Annotated in this window: 13 protein-coding genes and 3 pseudogenes; 6 read left to right on the top strand and 10 right to left on the bottom strand. The window is 56.5% G+C overall.

Features of this window, described 5'->3' with window-relative positions; all coding sequences use genetic code 11:
* Positions 1-585: 585 nt before the first annotated feature.
* A complete protein-coding gene (gene ltrA, locus B0G81_RS10780) occupies positions 586-1974 on the bottom strand; it encodes a group II intron reverse transcriptase/maturase (protein WP_134135176.1) in 1389 nt (462 codons plus the stop codon).
* Between the two features lie 611 nt (positions 1975-2585).
* Positions 2586-3272 carry a hypothetical protein gene (locus tag B0G81_RS10770; protein WP_134135174.1) on the bottom strand — a complete coding sequence of 229 codons (687 nt, stop codon included), beginning with the start codon at positions 3270-3272 and terminating at the stop codon, positions 2586-2588.
* 366 nt (positions 3273-3638) lie between these two features.
* On the opposite strand from B0G81_RS10770, the gene B0G81_RS10765 reads away from it, so the two are divergent.
* Positions 3639-4592, top strand: a complete 954-nt coding sequence (locus B0G81_RS10765) for an IS5 family transposase (protein WP_132374016.1) — start codon at positions 3639-3641, stop codon at positions 4590-4592.
* Between the two features lie 403 nt (positions 4593-4995).
* Here B0G81_RS10765 and B0G81_RS10760 read toward each other — a convergent pair.
* From B0G81_RS10760 to B0G81_RS10745, 4 genes and pseudogenes are all read right to left on the bottom strand, one after another.
* Positions 4996-6942 (bottom strand): annotated as a pseudogene (locus B0G81_RS10760) (response regulator); the annotation flags it as partial.
* Positions 6943-7582: 640 nt separating this feature from the next.
* Positions 7583-7915, bottom strand: coding sequence for a DMT family transporter (locus B0G81_RS10755; protein WP_243856414.1), 333 nt, complete (start codon positions 7913-7915; stop codon positions 7583-7585).
* Positions 7916-8207: 292 nt separating this feature from the next.
* Positions 8208-8720 carry an HAD domain-containing protein gene (locus B0G81_RS10750; protein WP_134135170.1) on the bottom strand — a complete coding sequence of 171 codons (513 nt, stop codon included), beginning with the start codon at positions 8718-8720 and terminating at the stop codon, positions 8208-8210.
* A gap of 487 nt (positions 8721-9207) precedes the next feature.
* Positions 9208-9678: a hypothetical protein gene (locus B0G81_RS10745; protein ID WP_134135166.1), complete on the bottom strand. Its 471-nt coding sequence runs from the start codon at positions 9676-9678 to the stop codon at positions 9208-9210.
* Positions 9679-9722: 44 nt separating this feature from the next.
* Between B0G81_RS10745 and B0G81_RS43565 the strand changes: the two genes are divergently transcribed.
* Positions 9723-9860 (top strand): hypothetical protein, encoded by a 138-nt coding sequence (locus tag B0G81_RS43565; protein WP_166678952.1) that lies wholly within the window; start codon positions 9723-9725, stop codon positions 9858-9860.
* Between the two features lie 166 nt (positions 9861-10026).
* Here the strand turns inward: B0G81_RS43565 and B0G81_RS10740 are convergent, their stop codons facing one another.
* Positions 10027-10272 carry a hypothetical protein gene (locus B0G81_RS10740; RefSeq protein WP_134135162.1) on the bottom strand — a complete coding sequence of 82 codons (246 nt, stop codon included), beginning with the start codon at positions 10270-10272 and terminating at the stop codon, positions 10027-10029.
* A 479-nt stretch (positions 10273-10751) separates the two neighbouring features.
* Between B0G81_RS10740 and B0G81_RS10735 the strand changes: the two genes are divergently transcribed.
* Both B0G81_RS10735 and B0G81_RS10730 read left to right on the top strand, forming a co-directional pair.
* Positions 10752-11045, top strand: a complete 294-nt coding sequence (locus tag B0G81_RS10735; RefSeq protein WP_134143064.1) for a DUF1272 domain-containing protein — start codon at positions 10752-10754, stop codon at positions 11043-11045.
* 672 nt (positions 11046-11717) lie between these two features.
* A complete protein-coding gene (locus B0G81_RS10730) occupies positions 11718-11924 on the top strand; it encodes a hypothetical protein (protein WP_134135158.1) in 207 nt (68 codons plus the stop codon).
* 112 nt (positions 11925-12036) lie between these two features.
* On the opposite strand, the gene B0G81_RS10725 is transcribed toward B0G81_RS10730, so the two are convergent.
* From B0G81_RS10725 to B0G81_RS45355, 3 genes and pseudogenes are all read right to left on the bottom strand, one after another.
* The gene (locus B0G81_RS10725) at positions 12037-13635 is read right to left on the bottom strand and encodes an IS66 family transposase (protein ID WP_134135155.1); all 1599 of its coding nucleotides are present in this window, start codon (positions 13633-13635) and stop codon (positions 12037-12039) included.
* Between the two features lie 51 nt (positions 13636-13686).
* A pseudogene (tnpB, locus tag B0G81_RS10720) lies at positions 13687-13979 on the bottom strand (IS66 family insertion sequence element accessory protein TnpB).
* 50 nt (positions 13980-14029) lie between these two features.
* On the bottom strand, positions 14030-14425 hold the full coding sequence (locus B0G81_RS45355) for a transposase (protein WP_134135152.1): 396 nt from the start codon (positions 14423-14425) through the stop codon (positions 14030-14032).
* A gap of 575 nt (positions 14426-15000) precedes the next feature.
* Between B0G81_RS45355 and B0G81_RS10710 the strand changes: the two genes are divergently transcribed.
* Both B0G81_RS10710 and B0G81_RS44540 read left to right on the top strand, forming a co-directional pair.
* Positions 15001-15951, top strand: coding sequence for a DJ-1/PfpI family protein (locus B0G81_RS10710; RefSeq protein ID WP_134135148.1), 951 nt, complete (start codon positions 15001-15003; stop codon positions 15949-15951).
* 221 nt (positions 15952-16172) lie between these two features.
* A pseudogene (locus B0G81_RS44540) lies at positions 16173-16601 on the top strand (hypothetical protein); the annotation flags it as partial.
* Positions 16602-16791: the final 190 nt, after the last annotated feature.

Here is a 16791-nt window from a genome sequence, read left to right as displayed (position 1 = left end):
ATGCTCCTCGCCGACCGGCGTCCGACGACCGAGCGCATCGATCCTCGCAGGCGCGGGATTCCATGCAAAAGGCATATTCGACCGCTAGTTTTAGTGTGTACGAATCTGTTCACATTGTTCGCTGGCTCGCGGCCGATCCTGCAGAAGGACAGAGACGTGAACGCCCCCATCAAGGTTGCCTTTCGCACTGCCGCGCGGCAAGCTTCTGCCTTTCCGTGTGGCTTTTAACAGCTCGCGCACCTTCACCTCTATACGCCTTGTGAATGTCCATCCAGGCGGGCGCACGCGAATCTCTTGCTTTCCTTGCAGGAAGCTCAAGCACGTGGTGACGGCCCTTGAACGGCACACGGATTTCCTGGCCGACTGTACGCATTCGTCGCCTTCGCCGAACCCGGCCCAACGGCAACGCGTCAAACCGGTAGAGTCGAGATGTGGCGCGGTAGCGGTAGGCTCGGTTTGTCTGTTACCGCCGCTTTCGTCTGGCGGTGCCCCAATAACCTCGCCGTAACCCCGTTTCCACATCCCGCTCATCGAACCCAGCGTGCAGATCTCCCGCACTGGGCTCTCGGACAAGACATCACGCCTTCACACACGCCAGGCTACGCCCCCACGTGCGCTCAGACGTACGAGACCGAAGTACCCGTAGAGATGCGGGGATGGATAAGTCCCGCCCCTGCGACGTCTGAGCTTGTACTTGTTGCGTAGCCACCGGCGCAACCGCGTCGCGGTGTAGCTGTCGATTGCTCGGTATGCCCGGCTGACGCTTCCTACCTGGAAGTAATTCGCCCAGCCGCGCAACGTGCGGTTCAACTTGCCCACCAACTCCGTGGTCTCTTGCCATACCGTCCTGAGGGCGGTCATTGCATGAATCTTTTCGACCATGCGCCGGATACTCTTCTTCGACGGCTTCATGCCCATACGGGCCTGACCAGTCGTTGCCGAGTACATCCGCCCAAACGTAAAACCCAGGAAGTCGAACTCACCTTCTGGCACCTTGCAGATTCGCGTCTTCTCCTCGTTGACCGTCAGCTTCAGCTTGCTCATGATCTCGCGCAGTTTCAGCAACGCCTCTTCAGCCTTGCCTCGCTTGCACAGGATCACGAGATCGTCTGCGTAGGTCACTATTCGACTGCCAAGACTGCGCTGAAGCCCGAGCTTCTTCCACGCCAGCACGAACCGGCGCATGTAAACATTCGCCAGCAGTGGTGCGATGGGGGAGCCCTGTGGAATCCCGCGCCGATTGTCTCGAGCCTCCGTCGTCCGTTTCTGCCGACCTCGGTCATCGGTTTCTTCAACGGGGCATTCCAGCCACATCCTGATCAGATGCAGCACACGCCGATCAACGATGCGTCGCGCGAGCGACAACATCAAATCGGCGTGCGGAATACTTCCAAAGTAGTCCGCGAGATCAGCGTCAACAACGTCCGTTTGCCCTCGATGCAACCGCTCCTCCACCTCGATCACCGCCTGCTGGGCATTGCGGCCCGCACGATAAGCGTACTGCTCCGGTGGAAGGTCCGCTTCGAAGATCGGTTCGAGCACCAGCATCGCTGCTGTCATGCACACCCGATCCCGCAGGGTCGAGATACCCAATGGCCTCAGCTTGCCGTTGGCCTTCGGGATAAACACTCTTCTGATAGGGTCCGGCCGGTAAGTCTCCTGCCTGAGCGCAAGCGCCAGTTCGCCGAGGCACTTCTGCACCCCGTACGCTTCGACCTCCGCGAAGTCCTGTCGATCGACACCCGGTGCGCCCTTGTTCGATCGACACTGTGCGTACGCATGCGCCAGCACATCCTCGCGATAGATCTTGTCGTACAGCGCGTAAAAGCGATACCCGGCTTCTGCCTTCGCTTTCGCGTGTAACGCCATCTGCAGCTTCTGAACACGAATCGGAGTTGATAGGTTGCCCAATCTCCACGTCCTCACTACGTATTGCGTCTGTCTTGAACTGAGGCCCCTTCCCTCCACCGGCATTACCCGGCTTCACCGGTACTACGGGCCTCTCCGTCATCCCAAGGCGCCCGGCCTGTCCCTCGCGGGCGTCCGGTTGGTCATCCCTGACCACGCCGAGGGACTTCCCGTGTTGCGTACGCTTTCCTTGTGTACATGCTGTCGCCACTACCCCGGCGCAGCGACTGGGCGTCCAGCCTGCTCATTCACCCAGTCGTATCAGCCTTCCCCGATAGGGTTGCCGGGTCGGCCTGCGCATCGTCCTTTTCGAGGTTTGCTCGGCGTTCACTCGCGTTACGGCCTGCACACTCGCGCTGTCACCTATTCGTGACACGCATTACCAGAGGCTTCAGCCACTTCGTTACCTCCATGACTGCTTCAGTTGCTTCCGGCTGGAGCGGTTGCCGGGCGGGGCTTGCACCCGCTGGAAAACGCCGCCTTTTCACGGCGCACACCCTCAAGGGACCTTGGATCAGGCGACGCCTCTTTGGCAGCTTTTAGGGCGCTGCGGTCATTCATTTCATCGAGTCGGTCGGCACTTCGTCGGCCATATGGAAAGCTTTGCATATGGCCGATGAACGACCGATTGCCAACTACTAGAGCATTTATGGCGGCTTGCTCGCTTGAACCGTAGCTTAAAGGTCGGCCTCTCGCGAACGCTCAGTGCTCCAAGTGACCAACGTATTAATATCCGATAAGGCATGGATTGGACTGGTAATATCCGATAGATCGCCAAGGGTAAGTCTGACTGGCGTCTTCACACCCGGAGAAAGCGCAAATCGGAATTCCTGCTGATAGGCGAAATGCGAGGGTTTCCGGAACGAGCCCGTTTCGCCTGAATGCGTGTTGACGTCGTAGTACTCGATCGGCCCATATTGGCACTCGAAACCAGCTACGACAGCAGCTGCGCAAACTCGATCAATAAACGCTTGAGTGTTAAGAACGATAATGAACGAGTCGCCGAACGCAAAATTCCTCTCATCGACGATGAAATCATCTCCCGGGTGTCCAACTGCAAACATACAAAAGATATTGTGGTCAGGCCGGCCAAAATTGAAAAGAACCGGCCCGACCAAATCCTCCGGTTTTATCCAAATAACTTTACCGTCATCGACAGCTTCGACACGAATATGTGCAAAGTCATGTGGTTGTTGAATTTGATCCGTGCTTTCGAAACGATCCGCTCTAACATGGTCGTCTTCGAGTATTGAAAAATAGTGACTCGGATTCATGTACAACAGACCCTCGCGATGAAAAGATTCGATGTGCTGGCGTTGCCCAAATTTCAAGAGTATTTGCCAATCTCGCGTTACTTCGTACATTGACGGTTCCCTTCAATTAGAATTGGTCTTATGGTTTGAGATCGGTCTCGCACTGATCATATCGCGAGAGACAGCAATTCGTGCAGGCCTTGTGCGCAGCAGTAGGTGGGCACACGACCGGGACGTATGGGTCCGTTGTGCGGGGTGAAGCCGACGTCTCAATGGCCGAGTGAAGGCGCGAACCAACGGCTATAGTTGGCCGATCTCGGTCCAACGGCATTCGCTGGCGGCTTGGCAACTGGGGTGGGCGAACGACCGGGAAACGTTTCTCGGTGTACATCCTGTTTTAGGGAAAGTCTGCAAAAGTCCTGGCGTTGAAGTCTGGTTGGCCTATCCTGGGAGAACGCGAGTTAAAGGAGTTCGTCGATGACACAGCTCGGTCTTGGTCTGGATCTTTCAACGAAACGTACGCGCAAGCGGGAATTTCTCGATGAGATGAGGCGCGTTGTGCCATGGTCAAGGTTGATTGCGTTGATCGAACCGCACTATCCGAGGGGCAAGACTGGAAGGCCACCATTTCCGGTTGCGACGATGCTGCAGATCCACTTCATGCAGCAGTGGTTTGGTCTGTCAGACCCTGCGATGGAAGAGGCGCTTTATGACGTGCCGCTGTATCGCGAGTTTGCGGGGCTGAACGAAGGTATGACGCGTTTGCCGGACGAGAGCACGATTCTGCGGTTCCGGCACCTTCTCGAAACGCACGGCCTGGCCGCGCAGATGCTCACGCTGGTCAATGAGATCCTGACCGAGAAAGGCTTGATGTTGAAGGCAGGGTCGGCGGTCGACGCGACCTTGATTTCCGCACCCAGTTCGACGAAGAACGGCTCCGGTACACGGGACCCGGAGATGCACCAGACGAAGAAGGGAAATCAATGGTACTTCGGGATGAAAGCCCACATCGGCGTGGACGCGGAGTCGGGTCTGGTCCACACCGTCATTGGTACGGCGGCCAACGTCCACGACATCATTGCGGCCGAAGCGCTGTTGCACGGCCAGGAAAAGGATGTGTACGCTGACGCCGGATATCAGGGTATTGAGAAGCGCTGTCAGGCGAACCCGGTACGCTGGCATGTAGCGATGCGACCAGGCAAGCGTCGACAACTGGACCTGAACAATCGTCTGGACGCGATATACAACCAGATTGAGCGTCTGAAGGCTGGCGTGCGCGCCAAGGTTGAACATCCGTTCCGCGTGCTCAAGCAGCAGTTTGGCTATACGAAGACGCGGTACCGGGGATTGTTGAAGAACACCGCGCAGATCACGACACTGTTTGCGCTGGGCAACCTCTGGATGGCACGCAAGGCATTACGCAAGGCGTGAAACGCTCGGAGGTAAAGGCCGTGAGTCTCGGCAAACGGAGGTCGTCATACCTGAAAAGCCAGACGAACAACCTGCCAGCAGACGCTTACGGCTGATACGCCCCAAGTGTCAAAAAATCAGCGCTCTGAAAACGAGTTGTGCAGACCTTCCTTAGATCTCCCGCGCGGAAACCATCTGACGTGAACTCGCCAAAGGCGTGGTCGGCAATCGCACCGAGTACGAGCATCTGCAGGTTGCCGTTAGCAAGACGCTCGCAGCATTTGCGAGCACCGATGAGACCAAGAACACTCATCTGTTCATGCAGCCGCTTGGGCGACTGGCGAAAACCTCACGAAGCATCGAGCTTACCTGACATGCCTGCCAGCAGGCCAGCAGGCGATATTCCAGGTCGACTGCCGACGACTCACCTGTCTCGTCGCTCGCTGCCGGCTCCCTGCATCGCTGTGAGAAGCGCATGCAATTGCCCGATCGTGAACGGCTTGCGCAGCGACGCGCAATCGAACCCCACCTCTTCCGGCGTCGGTGCAGTACCACCTGATACAAAGACTATCCTGATGCCCGGACGGCGTTCAATGGCCTCTTTGGCGAGTTCAACGCCCGACCGTCCAGGCAGGACGATATCCGTCAGAAGCACGTCAATCTTTCCAGTCATCAAGACGCCGAGCCCTGTCTCTGCATCGGCAGCCTGACGCACTTCGTACCCTATGCTGATGAGCAATTCACTGGTCGCCTCCCGCGAGCTGTGGTCATCATCCACGACGAGGATTGTCAGGCTTGCGGGCACTCGCGACGGCTCTTGTCGAAGCGGGACGGCCGGCGACGAGGGAAGCGACGGTTGCGCGCTTGCGGTGTCGTTCGCTCCCAGTATCCGGCGGATTTTTGATGCGAGCTGCTCCCGGCTGTAGGGCTTGCCCAGCAGTTGCACGCCTGGATCTAGCCGACCGCCATGGACGATTGCATTCTGGGTATAGCCCGAGGTGAACAGCACCTTCAGATGTGGCAGCAGCCGGGTCGCCAGTTTGGCGAGTTCGGTGGTGCGCATGGTTCCGGGCATCACCACGTCGGTGAACATCAGATCGATATGCACCCCGCTTTGAATGATCACGAGCGCGCTCTGGGCGTCATCTGCCTTGAGGACCGTGTAACCCAGTTGCCTGAGCGTTTCGACGGCCGTGGCCTGGACGCGTCTGTCGTCTTCGACAACAAGAATCGTCTCGACCCCGCCAGTGAGCGCGACGGGCTGAGCAGGTTCGAGATCGACGGCTTTTTCCATCGAGCGGGGCAGGTAGATCTTCACGGTTGTCCCGTGGCCAGCTTCGCTGTAAATCCTGACGTGACCTCCGCTCTGCTTGATGAAACCGTACGCCATGCTCAGGCCCAGGCCGGTGCCCTGTCCTTCCGGCTTGGTCGTAAAGAAGGGATCAAAGGCCCGATCGAGGACCTCGCGCGTCATCCCGGTGCCCGTGTCGGTGACGGCCATTAACACGTATTGTCCGTCGCGAACATCCTCGGTCAAGGCGGTATAGTGCTCGTCCAGCATGGCGTTGGACAGTTCGAGCGTCAGCTTGCCGCCGTCGGGCATGGCATCGCGCGCATTGATGGCCAGATTCAACACCACATTCTCGAGATGGTTAGGGTCGACCAGTGTGTTCCACAGCCCGCCCGCGATGACGGTCTCGACGTCAATGACTTCACCCAACGCCCCCCTGAGCAGGTCGTCCATGCCGCGCAGCATGACCGCCAGGTTCACGACAAGCGGCTGCAATGCCTGACGGCGGCCGAATGTGAGCAGTTGGGAGGCGAGCTTGGCGCCGTGGTCGACGGCTTCGATTGCCTTGTACAGACGCTCGTGTGTCCAGGCATCGCGCCCGTGACGGCCTTCGAGCAGTTCGAGGTTGCCGCGTAACACCTGCAGCACGTTGTTGAAATCGTGCGCGACGCCGCCCGTCAGCTTCCCGAGCGCCTCCATCTTCTGCGACTGAAGCAGCGCCGCTCGCGCTTTTTCCAGCTGCTCGTGAGCAGTCTTGCGCTCCGTGATGTCGCGGGCGATCTTGGCGAAGCCAACCAGCTCGCCTTGTTCGTCCCGGATTGCATCAATGACCACATTGGCCCAAAACCGGCTGCCATCTTTCCGGACCCGCCAGCCCTCGGTCTCGAACCGCCCTTCTATCGTCGCCGTCTGCAGGCCAAGTTCGGGCAGCCCCTGGGCCGCGTCTTCTGGTGTATAGAACCGCCGGAAGTGCGTCCCGATCACCTCGCTGGCCTGATAGCCCTTGATGCGTGCGGCGCCCAGATTCCAGTTCGTCACGTGTCCCTCGCGGGACAGCATGAAGATTGAGTAATCGGTTACTGGCCCACATCCGCATCGATTCGACCAGATGGTCCGTACGTAACCGCGAGCCGCTTCTGGTGCGGCCCAGAAGCTGGGCGGCGACAAGGTAGCAGAGCAACTCCGCCCGCGCCTGGCCGTCAAGGCCGGGAGACGGAAAGTCACTGGCTGGTGTCATCGCTCTTTTCCCCATCGTATGATGCGCTCGCCCCGAGTGCACTCTCGTGGAGCCGGTCGCATGTGGTCAGCGACGCAACGAGCAATGTATTTTAGCAAGGAAGTACGCTTGGCACGTTTGTCGGCGGTGCCCCAAGTCGCCAACTCGACAAAACTGGCTGCCGTCCATCAGCGCCTCGACCATGTCCGGACGAATTGAACATAGTTTATGTTTATGGACGCCTCTCACCAAGACCGATGCAGTACAAGGCGGTCAAGGGTGCGTTGCTTGAGCGATGGCGACCCGCGACCGGTGGTTTAACTGAATCCCTTACACCGGTAGCGAAGTCTTACAAGGCTCCATTGAAAATGGCTCTTCAAGGGGAAGCTCCGGCCTTCAGGCCGGGGTAGTTCACCCCTGCCGGTTCTGCAGTCCGGCTGGTGGCAATCAGATGGTGAACTGAGCCAACTGATTAAGCCGGTCCAATGTCCCCGAACATCGTTTCTAGAACGCAGGACCCTCAGGCGGCTCCTCGCGAACAGCGACAGCGATCGAGCTGCCGACGATCGCGGCTATTCCAATGACTGACACGAGGCCTAACGTCTCGTCCCACACGAAGAAGCCGAAAAGCGTTGCCCAGACGATGCTTGCGTAAGTGTAAGGGGCGAGTCGTGCGGCGCTTTCGCGCCTTACTGCAACAGTAAATAGAAGTTGGTCCGCAGTAGAGAACGTTGCCACTGACGCCATGATGAACAGATCCTTGAGGGTCGGCGTCCGCCACGCAAATAATAGAGAAAGGCCAGTAACAACGGTCCCAAAGGCCGTGAAGAAGAGCACGGTTAGACATTCTTTCTCTTTCAGCGTTGTTTCCGGCTACCAACCGGCCTTTGATCTTGCCTTCCGTCGCCGCTCAAACTGCACGTCTAAAATGGCTTGCTTGAGTGCTCGACCAATCTCGGCGTCCGATGTTGTCATCCACTCTACGTAGCGGCGCGGAGTCAGCTCTCCTACGATAAGAGCAAGACCATGCTCGATTGCTACGGAGAGTTGTTTCTCAACCCGCCGGCCCAGTTTTGGCTTAGATACGGAGCTAGCGCTTTCGTTACGCGCCTTAACTTTCGTATGTGTGTCAGTTCTCGGACTCATATTTCGGTGCATGCGTGAGGCATTGTTGTAGACGCTCGCGGAATTGCTCGACGACCGCAGAGTCTCCCAAGCCCACATCGGTTTGACAGTGCACGAGCCTCTGTCGGTGCGCCTCAAACCCATCTGCGCGGTCGTCAACAGCCAACCATCTCAGCGGCTTGTTCCTTCTGACGTAGTCGAGAACCTGCGCACCACGTGGGAGAACCGACCAAACAATTGGATCTAATGTGAATCCATCCCACGTCGCGCCGGTGATGCGGTCCCGCAGACCTGAAGACGGAATTGCGTTACGCGTCGATTCCATTCCGAAGACCACCGACCAGTCACTTGAAAGCACAATCTCGACGTCAGGATATGGAAGTAGCAAGCTATCGAGCACATCGGCATATTCAAACAGCTTGATGTTAGGCGCACTGCTCATCACACGGTTTCCAGAGCGACGAGCGATACCTCGATGAAGCACTCCATCGATATCAAGAAAGAGCACACGTCGCATTTGTCTTCTCTCCTTAAACTTTGTCAACCGAAATGCTCTGCGAGTCGAGTGCAGAGTATCGTGTGAATTTCGTCGTCGATTGCGGGCCGTCTCATTAGCCGATGCGTCTGGACATAGCACAGAACCTGACCCCACGGAGCTTCGATTCCCATGTCGCAGCATCGAAATATTTCGAGTGAAACGTTGCACCGACTACACGCTCACTGAGCTCGGCAGGCAACGCGTTCTTCGCTCGTTGGTAGCGCAAGTGATACCCCCACGACGTGGAAAGAACAATTTTCGCACTGACGTCGGACGCAAGATAGTCAATAAGAATCGGGGAAAATTCGAGAAGTCGAATGCACAGAGAGGTGCTTGAAATGCCTTTCCGCGTCCGCACGGTGTCGAGCCTGTGAAGGACACCGTCAAAATCGAGAAATAGGACCTGTCGACTCAACCCCACCTTCCCCGCCTTGCCTCTTTTCCCATTCATAGCAGCAACTAAAAATCAGCCTCCGTCTTGACGCGCGTCATTGGGTTCGCATTCTGCGTTGCTGGTGCTTGCCAAACGCGCAGCAATGGTCGCCAATTGCCCCACGCTCTGCGGCGTGTCTATTTCGACGTAACAGCTCACCGCCCCAAGATACCTGCTCTCATCCCAAAGCACGCCTCGCCCGTCTTCGAATTCAAGGATGCACAAGCCGGTATGTGGGATTTTTCTGATCAGAGCTATTCGCCGGACGGCCATGTCTCCACCAACTGTCTTTGAGCAAAGATACACAGCGGGTGTGGCGCAGTTCGATGCAGCCAGCAAAGTTCGCACGCTATCGTACGTGTGAGCTATGAACGCACTTTCTGTAGCATCATCAGTGTTTCGGCTGTAGCGCACATGAAAAAAAGCGCCATCAGATACTTTAATGGGCAATAAGCTTTGCCGGGTCAGTTCCGAGCATCGCTCGGCAACGCGAACTTGTTCCATCAACTTAGCTCCTATGCTTTCGAAAGTATGAAAGTAGTTGCACTGTGTCCACTGCAGCTTTCCTCACTCGTGTCGGCAAGGAAGTCAACGTTGCCACGGCAGTCGCCACACTCTATTGCACGCGGACGCAGCGCAAGAACAATCACCAGCAGGCGCACGACGTCATCGCCTGCTCCGGATAACACGTATCCGCTAGTCATCCCATAGCATTACTAAACATTTGTTAAAAATATGCAATGATTTACAACTGCAACATAAATCATAGTTTCCTATCTAGCATTCTTGAAAAATTAGCTCCCGAATAATCGGCCTCGCGACGCCTGCTTTTGCGTTGGCAATCTCCTGGATCTACGACTGGTCCGGACCTTTATCCATATCGATACACATCTGCATTTTGTGCGGCTCGCCGTCATCAACAATTGCAAACTGATTGCCATCGTCCAGCGTATACGTAAGGAACGACGGAGGCAAAGCGTCTACCTTTGTTACCGAACGAATGCTGACGCCGGGATCGTCGGCAGACCGTCCTTGGAGCGCAGTAACGTAAAAGTCCGTCGTTTCCGGCAAAACAACCAGCGAAAGCACCTCAACCATCGATGTAACCCTCCCGGTAGCGCGCGAACCAAGGGACGATGTCCCTGGCAGGCAGATCAACGCAGAATTGCACTGCGCAGCGTTCCTGCTGAAAAGTTTAATGACTAAATCACTAGGTACGTAAGAGTCACGACGAGGCGATCTGGGTGAGATTTGCGTAGGCAGCACTGCGTATGAAAAGCCCAGAAGATAAGCGCGCGATCGGACGCGCGAATGAATTCACCACAGGCAAGTTTCAATCGCAGAGCGACCATTTCAACGTGTCCCGTCATGGCAAAAAATGACGCTTACTTGACCTTTACGCCAACTCACCGACCCGGTACCTTCTCATCTGAAGCAGTGCCTCTTTGGTGAGGGAACGAGCAGAGGCCAAACAGGTGTGGATCCCGAAATCGTGCCCCACGAATACATGCACAGGCGTGTTGGCAGTGTGGTCTGGAGCGTTTGCCTTTTAGAACGGCATCTTGGAGAAAGTCATTATGGCTGTATTGGATCTCAGACCGAATTGTGAATGCTGTGACACGGACCTACGCCCTACGGATGAGGCCTATATCTGTAGTTACGAATGTACCTTCTGCCCGACATGCACCACCGGCGTGCTGTCCGGCCACTGCCCTAACTGTCTGGGTGACCTTCAGCGCAGGCCGACACGACCAAACGCAGGGCCGGTCGGAGGTCTGAAGAAACACCCCGCATCGAAGACGCGTGTTGTGAAGGATGGGGGATGTCTTTCGACTCCAGACCCAAGCCGGGGCGATGAAAACTGGGAGTAAAGCAGTGCATAACCGATCGAGCTCATCTTCAGCGGCATCATTTCACCTGTCCGTACTCAGGCAACGCACGTCTACTTGGATGCGTGGACAGCTTGGGACAAGCTGAATCGCTCGGTAATCGTTCTGTGCAGCAGGGTGCTGAAATCCCGACACGGGGTGAGTCTTTGATTCTCGGCTATCCGATTCCGTCTGGCCATTTTGTTGGAGTTTTCAAGCCGAGCAAATGTTGCTGTATCGAACGCCGGGATCATGCTGGACGAGACTGACGTGCTGTCTGCAAGAAGGACTGAGACATCGATTCACATCAAGTTCCTCTGTATCTTGCGCAGCAAGAGAGCCTTTGTTCCATGAACACGCAATGACAAGTACCGACTGATGGCTCGGCATACAAGTATCGCGAAATCCGAATGTGCTGCGATTTCCTTACAATCATCCGCTCGCAAATATGTGACTGTCCGATGAAGCGCTGATACGAAATTGAATACTACCATCGTCAAAATCGCCGGACGGCGCTTGCACGATAGTCCTTAGGCTTGCGGACCAGTAAGCTTTCTTTAACAGCTGCATATTTCCATAGACCGACGGGGAACAGATAGCCGGCAAAGAATGAAGCCAGTTCCAGCTGAGTTTCCCTTGAAACTTTTATCAAATTTAATTTGGAAATATTAAGCCATGTCTATAGCAATTACCTGCGCGAATTGCGGGAAGATCGCAATTATTGAAGAGAAATCTATCGAAATTGATCAAGGCAAGATCGATCCGATTTCTTTCGTAGCACCGAAGGGTTTCCGGAAAGTGATGATTGGTACTAGTTCGGAGGATGTGCACCTTTATTGCACCGATTGTGGAATTTCAGCAGATTTGCCAACTTTCCATTGACCGACATGAAGCATGTTGGTCCTGAAGGAAGCCGTTCTGATCGGTAACCGTCCGACCGCGACCGTTCTTGACGGCGTGTTGATATCGAGCAGTTAAACGCAGCGCGTTGAGTTCAGGCGATGTTGTGGTGAAGGTGATCGGCAACGACCCATGGCAACAGTTCGTCGACGCGATTGACGGGATGCTCGGCGATGCGAGCGATGACGTGGCGCAGGTAGGCCTCGGGATCAAGGCCATTCAGTTTGGCAGTACCGACCAGAGTGTAGATTGCGGCCCCGCGTTCGCCGCCGCTGTCGGAACCGAAGTGCAGGAAGTTTTTTCGGCCGAGAGCGACGGCACGTAAAGCGCGTTCGGCTGCGTTGTTGTCGATTTCCACGGCGCCGTCATCGACGTACAGCGTGAGCGCCGCCCACTGATTCAGAGCGTAGTTGATGGCTTTGGCGGTATCGCCTTTCTGCGAAACCGTACCCAATGTCGAGCGCAGCCAGATCCCGAACGCATCGAGTAGCGGACGCGCCTGCTCCTGCCTGACACGTCTTCGTTCGTCTGGTGGCTTGCCGCGAATCGCGGCCTCAATTGCGTACAGTTCGCCGATCCGGCGCAACGCTTCAGTGTTGATCTCGTTCCTGCGTGCGACGAACAGATCGTGGAATTTACGGCGCGCGTGCGCCATGCATGCAGCCTCGCGCACATCATCATCCTCGTAGATCGCGTTGTACCCCGCGAACGCATCGGCCTGCAATGTTCCTCTGAAGTCCTTCAGATGGGCTTGTGGATATTCACCAGCCCGCGTGGGACTGTATGCGAACCAGACCGCCGGCGCCTCCTTCGAACCAGCTGGCCGGTCATCCCGAACATACGTCCAGAGCCGGGCGGTACGGGTCTTGCCGTTCCCCGGGTCGAGCACAGGTACCGGCGTGTCATCCGCGTGGATCTTCGAGGCGGCCATCACGTACCGGCGAACGACCTCTACAAGTGGCCGGAGCAACGCACTGCACTGGCCGACCCAGTCCGCGAGTGTCGAACGGCTGAGGTCCACGCCGTCGCGCGCGTAAATCACTGATTGTCGATACAGTGGAAGGTGATCACAGAATTTAGCGACCAGAACATGCGCGAGCAACCCGGGACCGGGCATGCCGCGATCGATTGGCCGGCTGGGCGCGGCGCCCTGCACAATGCAGTCACAGCAGGTACAAGCCTTCTTGAGTCGCCGGTGACGAATCACTCGCCAATGCCCCGGTACATAGTCGAGTTGTTCGGAAACGTCCTCGCCGAGATCGCCAAGCGCGCCGCCGCATTGCGGACAGCTCGCGTCGTCGGGCTGATGAACAACGTCTTCGCGCGGCAGATGTTCCGGAAGTGGCTTGCGTCCCGTCGGCTTGCCCGCTTCTGAGCGGGAACTTGTCGGTGTGTCGACCATCGCCGCGCCGTCGTCGGCCTGCAGATCTTCGAGACGCAATTCCAGTTGCTCGATCTGGCGATCAATCTTCTCCGACTTGCGCCCGAATTGCATGCGCTGGAGCTTCGCGATCCACAGCTTCAGGTGCTCGATCTCGAGCGCCCGGTCGGAGAGTGTCTTCTGGAGCGTCGTTACGGTGTCACGCAGATCCGCGAGGTCGCCTTCGCGCTCACGTAACGCCGCCTCACGCGCGAGCAAGAGAGCCTTCAAGGCCTCGATGTCGTCCGGAAGGGTAGCGTCGCTGGATGCCATGCCGGCAGTTTACGCGCGTGCATTGCGCTATGCCCGCGTTGTCACATACGTTTACAAAGCGCTGGAGGGGCGCGCTGCATCGACGGGCTGTCGCCAGTCGAATCCTTCGAGCAGAAGGCCGAGTTGAGCGCTGGTCAGCGAAACAACACCGCCGTCAGCACGAGGCCACGCAAAGCGCCCACGCTCCAGGCGTTTGGCGAACAGGCATAGGCCGCCGTCGCGCCAGTACAGGCATTGATGAGGTCGCCACGTTTGCCCCTGAACACGAAGATGTGACCAGAGAATGGATCCTTCGCCAGCACGGTCTGCACCTTCGCGGCCAGGCCGTCGAAGCCGCAGCGCATATCCGTAAATCCGGCGGCAACCCAGATGCGCGCGTTTGCCAGCGGACCAATCATCGGCTCAGGCACTGGATCACTACGCGCAGCGTGTCGGGATCGACACTCCCCTCAACGTGTACCTCGCCTCGTGGCAACTGGATCCGGATCGTGCCGGGCGCCTGTGCCGCAGGCGTAGATGCAGCCGGTTCGGCCGCGCCGCTGTCGCTGGCCTCATTCACGGTGACCGGCAGCAAGGCGCATTCGCGACCGTTCACGCCAAGGCGCCCCTCCAGATACTGCTTGCGCCAGTCAAACAGCTGATTCGCGTTCACTTCGTGACTGCGTGCAATCTCCGCCACCGAACGTCTACTGGATAACGTCTCTTCGACGATCTGGCGTTTCTCGTCCACGGTACGCCGGCGATATTTCCGGGCGCCTTTGACTTCGGTGAATTCAGTCACTGTGTCCATGATTCCTTTGTGGACACAGTCACATTTGTGCCCCCGGAAAGCATGGCGTCGCCTTCATCAGGCGTCTATACGGTCAGGGGCGGACGGTTACTCTGATCGCATCAGCATTCTCAACGTATCAGTGCAATCGAATGGTGTCTGGCGACCGCGAGGAAGTCGTCGTATGAAATCAGCGCTTGACGAATGAGGTGCCAAATTTACTGATGCAGATATAGTTCTTAGAGTTGATGTGCAGACTTCCCTGAAAGATGCTCTGGATGTTTTGCGTTACTCTCCTGCGCAACCAGATTCCAACAATCCAGAAGCACGCCATCTGGATCGAATGGCTACGTGTGCGTCTTTCATTTTCGATCAAATCATCCTCGGCGTCTGATAGTTATGCATAGTGTCACTCAGCCGCACAACGTCATTTCCTTGCATCCGACGATTGCGAGACCCAGCCCTCCGTGTATCTACCGGCTCAACGGCAACCACGATTTCCTTTGGTCCAATATTTTGGGCTAAAATGCTTCGCCTGTCTTCAGTGATTCGGACTAAATTGTGGTGCTGGTTAATTTTTCGACAAGCTGGACACTGTGAAACCCCATCGGGTCTGCTTTCTCATCTATCCGGGAGTCGCTTCATACGATGTCGCCGGTCCTGCACGGGCTCTGGCCGCAGCAGGCGGTGGCAGGTATAGCGTGACCATTACCTCGGTGTCGGGCGGACTTGTGGAGAGTGACTGCCAGGGACTCGCATTCGGAAGCATCCGCGCGGACAGAGCGAATGGGCCGATTGACACCCTTATCATCCCAGGCGGTACCGATGCGCCAACGGCGGCAAAAGATGCCACGCTCGTACGTCTGGTCAAGCGCCTCGCAGCCCGCTCCGGGCGGATTGCGTGTGTCTGTACGGGTGCATTCCTTGCTGCAGAAGCAGGCCTACTAAAAGGACGTCGAGCCGCAACTCATTGGCGATATTGTGATCAGTTTGCTGATCGTTTTATTGACATCGAACTGGAACGAGATCGAATCTGGGTGCAAGACGGCACAATCTGGTCCTCGGCAGGCGTCAGCGCAGGAGTGGATCTCACTTTGGCGCTTATCGAGAAGGATTATGGAATTGCGATTGCGCTTGAGGTGGCTCGAGAGTTGGTGGTCTTCCTCAAACGACCGGGGGGCCAATCGCAATTCAGTACGGTCCTCTCTGGGCAGATAGCGGATGCAGGCGGTCCACTGGAATCGCTCTTCGCTTGGATCGCAAATAATCTTGGGGCTGATCTCCGTGCCGAGGTTCTGGCGGAGAGAGTTGGTATGAGTTCAAGGACGTTTGCGCGCACATGCGTGTCTCGTATCGGTCTACCTCCGGCGAAGGCAGTTGAGATCATGCGAGTGCAGGCGGCTCGCGAATCAATCGAGCAGAGCGATACCTCGCTCAGTGCAATAGCGACTCGATACGGATTTGGCGATGAGCAGCGTATGCGACGGGCTTTTCTGCGCCAGGCTCACATCACGCCGAGCGAGATAAGAGCAAGATTCAGACTGTGAGGGAGCCGGCTCTCCAACTAAAATCTTTGATGGACCATGTGCAGACATCGGTTTGGATGCTTAGTCGCGCAGCTGGCGACAAAGCAAGCAAACGCTCTGCGCTGGTTTCGTCGAGGACCACAAATAAGCTGTCGATATAACTGCCTGCTTTTTCGTCAGAGACCAAGATGCTGAAGCACATAGTTCGCGACGGACGGAGAGCCGTCCTGCGGCAACTGCATAAGAACAAGCTCTATGTGCTGCACGCATCGGAAGTCGAGTGTCTGGCCAATGAGAAGGCATGCATTGCCTACGAGTTCGACGTGAAAGTGTCAATCGCAACGACACAGCGATTCGGCAAATGAAGACAGACGGAAACATGGATCCAAATAGGTTAAAGGCACGCCGGGGTGATGCGGTCCACGCGGTGCTGTGCGGCGCAGTACAACCTGCGGATGATCCTCAGGAAGCTGAGGGCTTTTTACGCCCTCGCTCTCATCGCTTTGTTCAACTCAGTCGTTGCCGTATCAACAGCGTGTGTTGATCGGCCGATAATGCGAATTGTTCAGGATCGACCAGATATCATTACCCAACTGTGCAAGATAAGGGACTCGCACTGCTCTGCGCGATTCCTGTTCCCGGAAGATGCCATACATCAATATTCAGGCTGAATCGATTGGTCGACCTCCGGAGCTATAGAGCGCAGGGTTTTGCTCGAGAGTGCGCCGAAGTGTCAAGGTGATCAGATCAACGAGATCACCAAGAAGTCTCCGCTCCTCGGCGGTTAGTGTGTCTGCGTGGAACAATTCCAATTCTTTGAGCGTTCCTGATAATCTCTGGATTACCTGAAACGCCTTGGTT

It is taken from the genome of Paraburkholderia sp. BL6665CI2N2 (assembly GCF_004366535.1).
Lineage (GTDB): Bacteria > Pseudomonadota > Gammaproteobacteria > Burkholderiales > Burkholderiaceae > Paraburkholderia.
Note: the sequence above shows the minus strand (reverse complement) of the source record. Positions and strands in the feature narration are given on the sequence as shown.

Coding starts and splice junctions, on each gene's coding strand:
- ltrA (WP_134135176.1), bottom strand. CDS start 1,974: ATGCCGGTGGAGGGAAGGGGCCTCAGTTCAAGACAGACGCAATACGTA.
- B0G81_RS10770 (WP_134135174.1), bottom strand. CDS start 3,272: ATGTACGAAGTAACGCGAGATTGGCAAATACTCTTGAAATTTGGGCAA.
- B0G81_RS10765 (WP_132374016.1), top strand. CDS start 3,639: ATGACACAGCTCGGTCTTGGTCTGGATCTTTCAACGAAACGTACGCGC.
- B0G81_RS10750 (WP_134135170.1), bottom strand. CDS start 8,720: ATGCGACGTGTGCTCTTTCTTGATATCGATGGAGTGCTTCATCGAGGT.
- B0G81_RS10745 (WP_134135166.1), bottom strand. CDS start 9,678: ATGGAACAAGTTCGCGTTGCCGAGCGATGCTCGGAACTGACCCGGCAA.
- B0G81_RS10740 (WP_134135162.1), bottom strand. CDS start 10,272: ATGGTTGAGGTGCTTTCGCTGGTTGTTTTGCCGGAAACGACGGACTTT.
- B0G81_RS10735 (WP_134143064.1), top strand. CDS start 10,752: ATGGCTGTATTGGATCTCAGACCGAATTGTGAATGCTGTGACACGGAC.
- B0G81_RS10730 (WP_134135158.1), top strand. CDS start 11,718: ATGTCTATAGCAATTACCTGCGCGAATTGCGGGAAGATCGCAATTATT.
- B0G81_RS10725 (WP_134135155.1), bottom strand. CDS start 13,635: ATGGCATCCAGCGACGCTACCCTTCCGGACGACATCGAGGCCTTGAAG.
- B0G81_RS45355 (WP_134135152.1), bottom strand. CDS start 14,425: ATGGACACAGTGACTGAATTCACCGAAGTCAAAGGCGCCCGGAAATAT.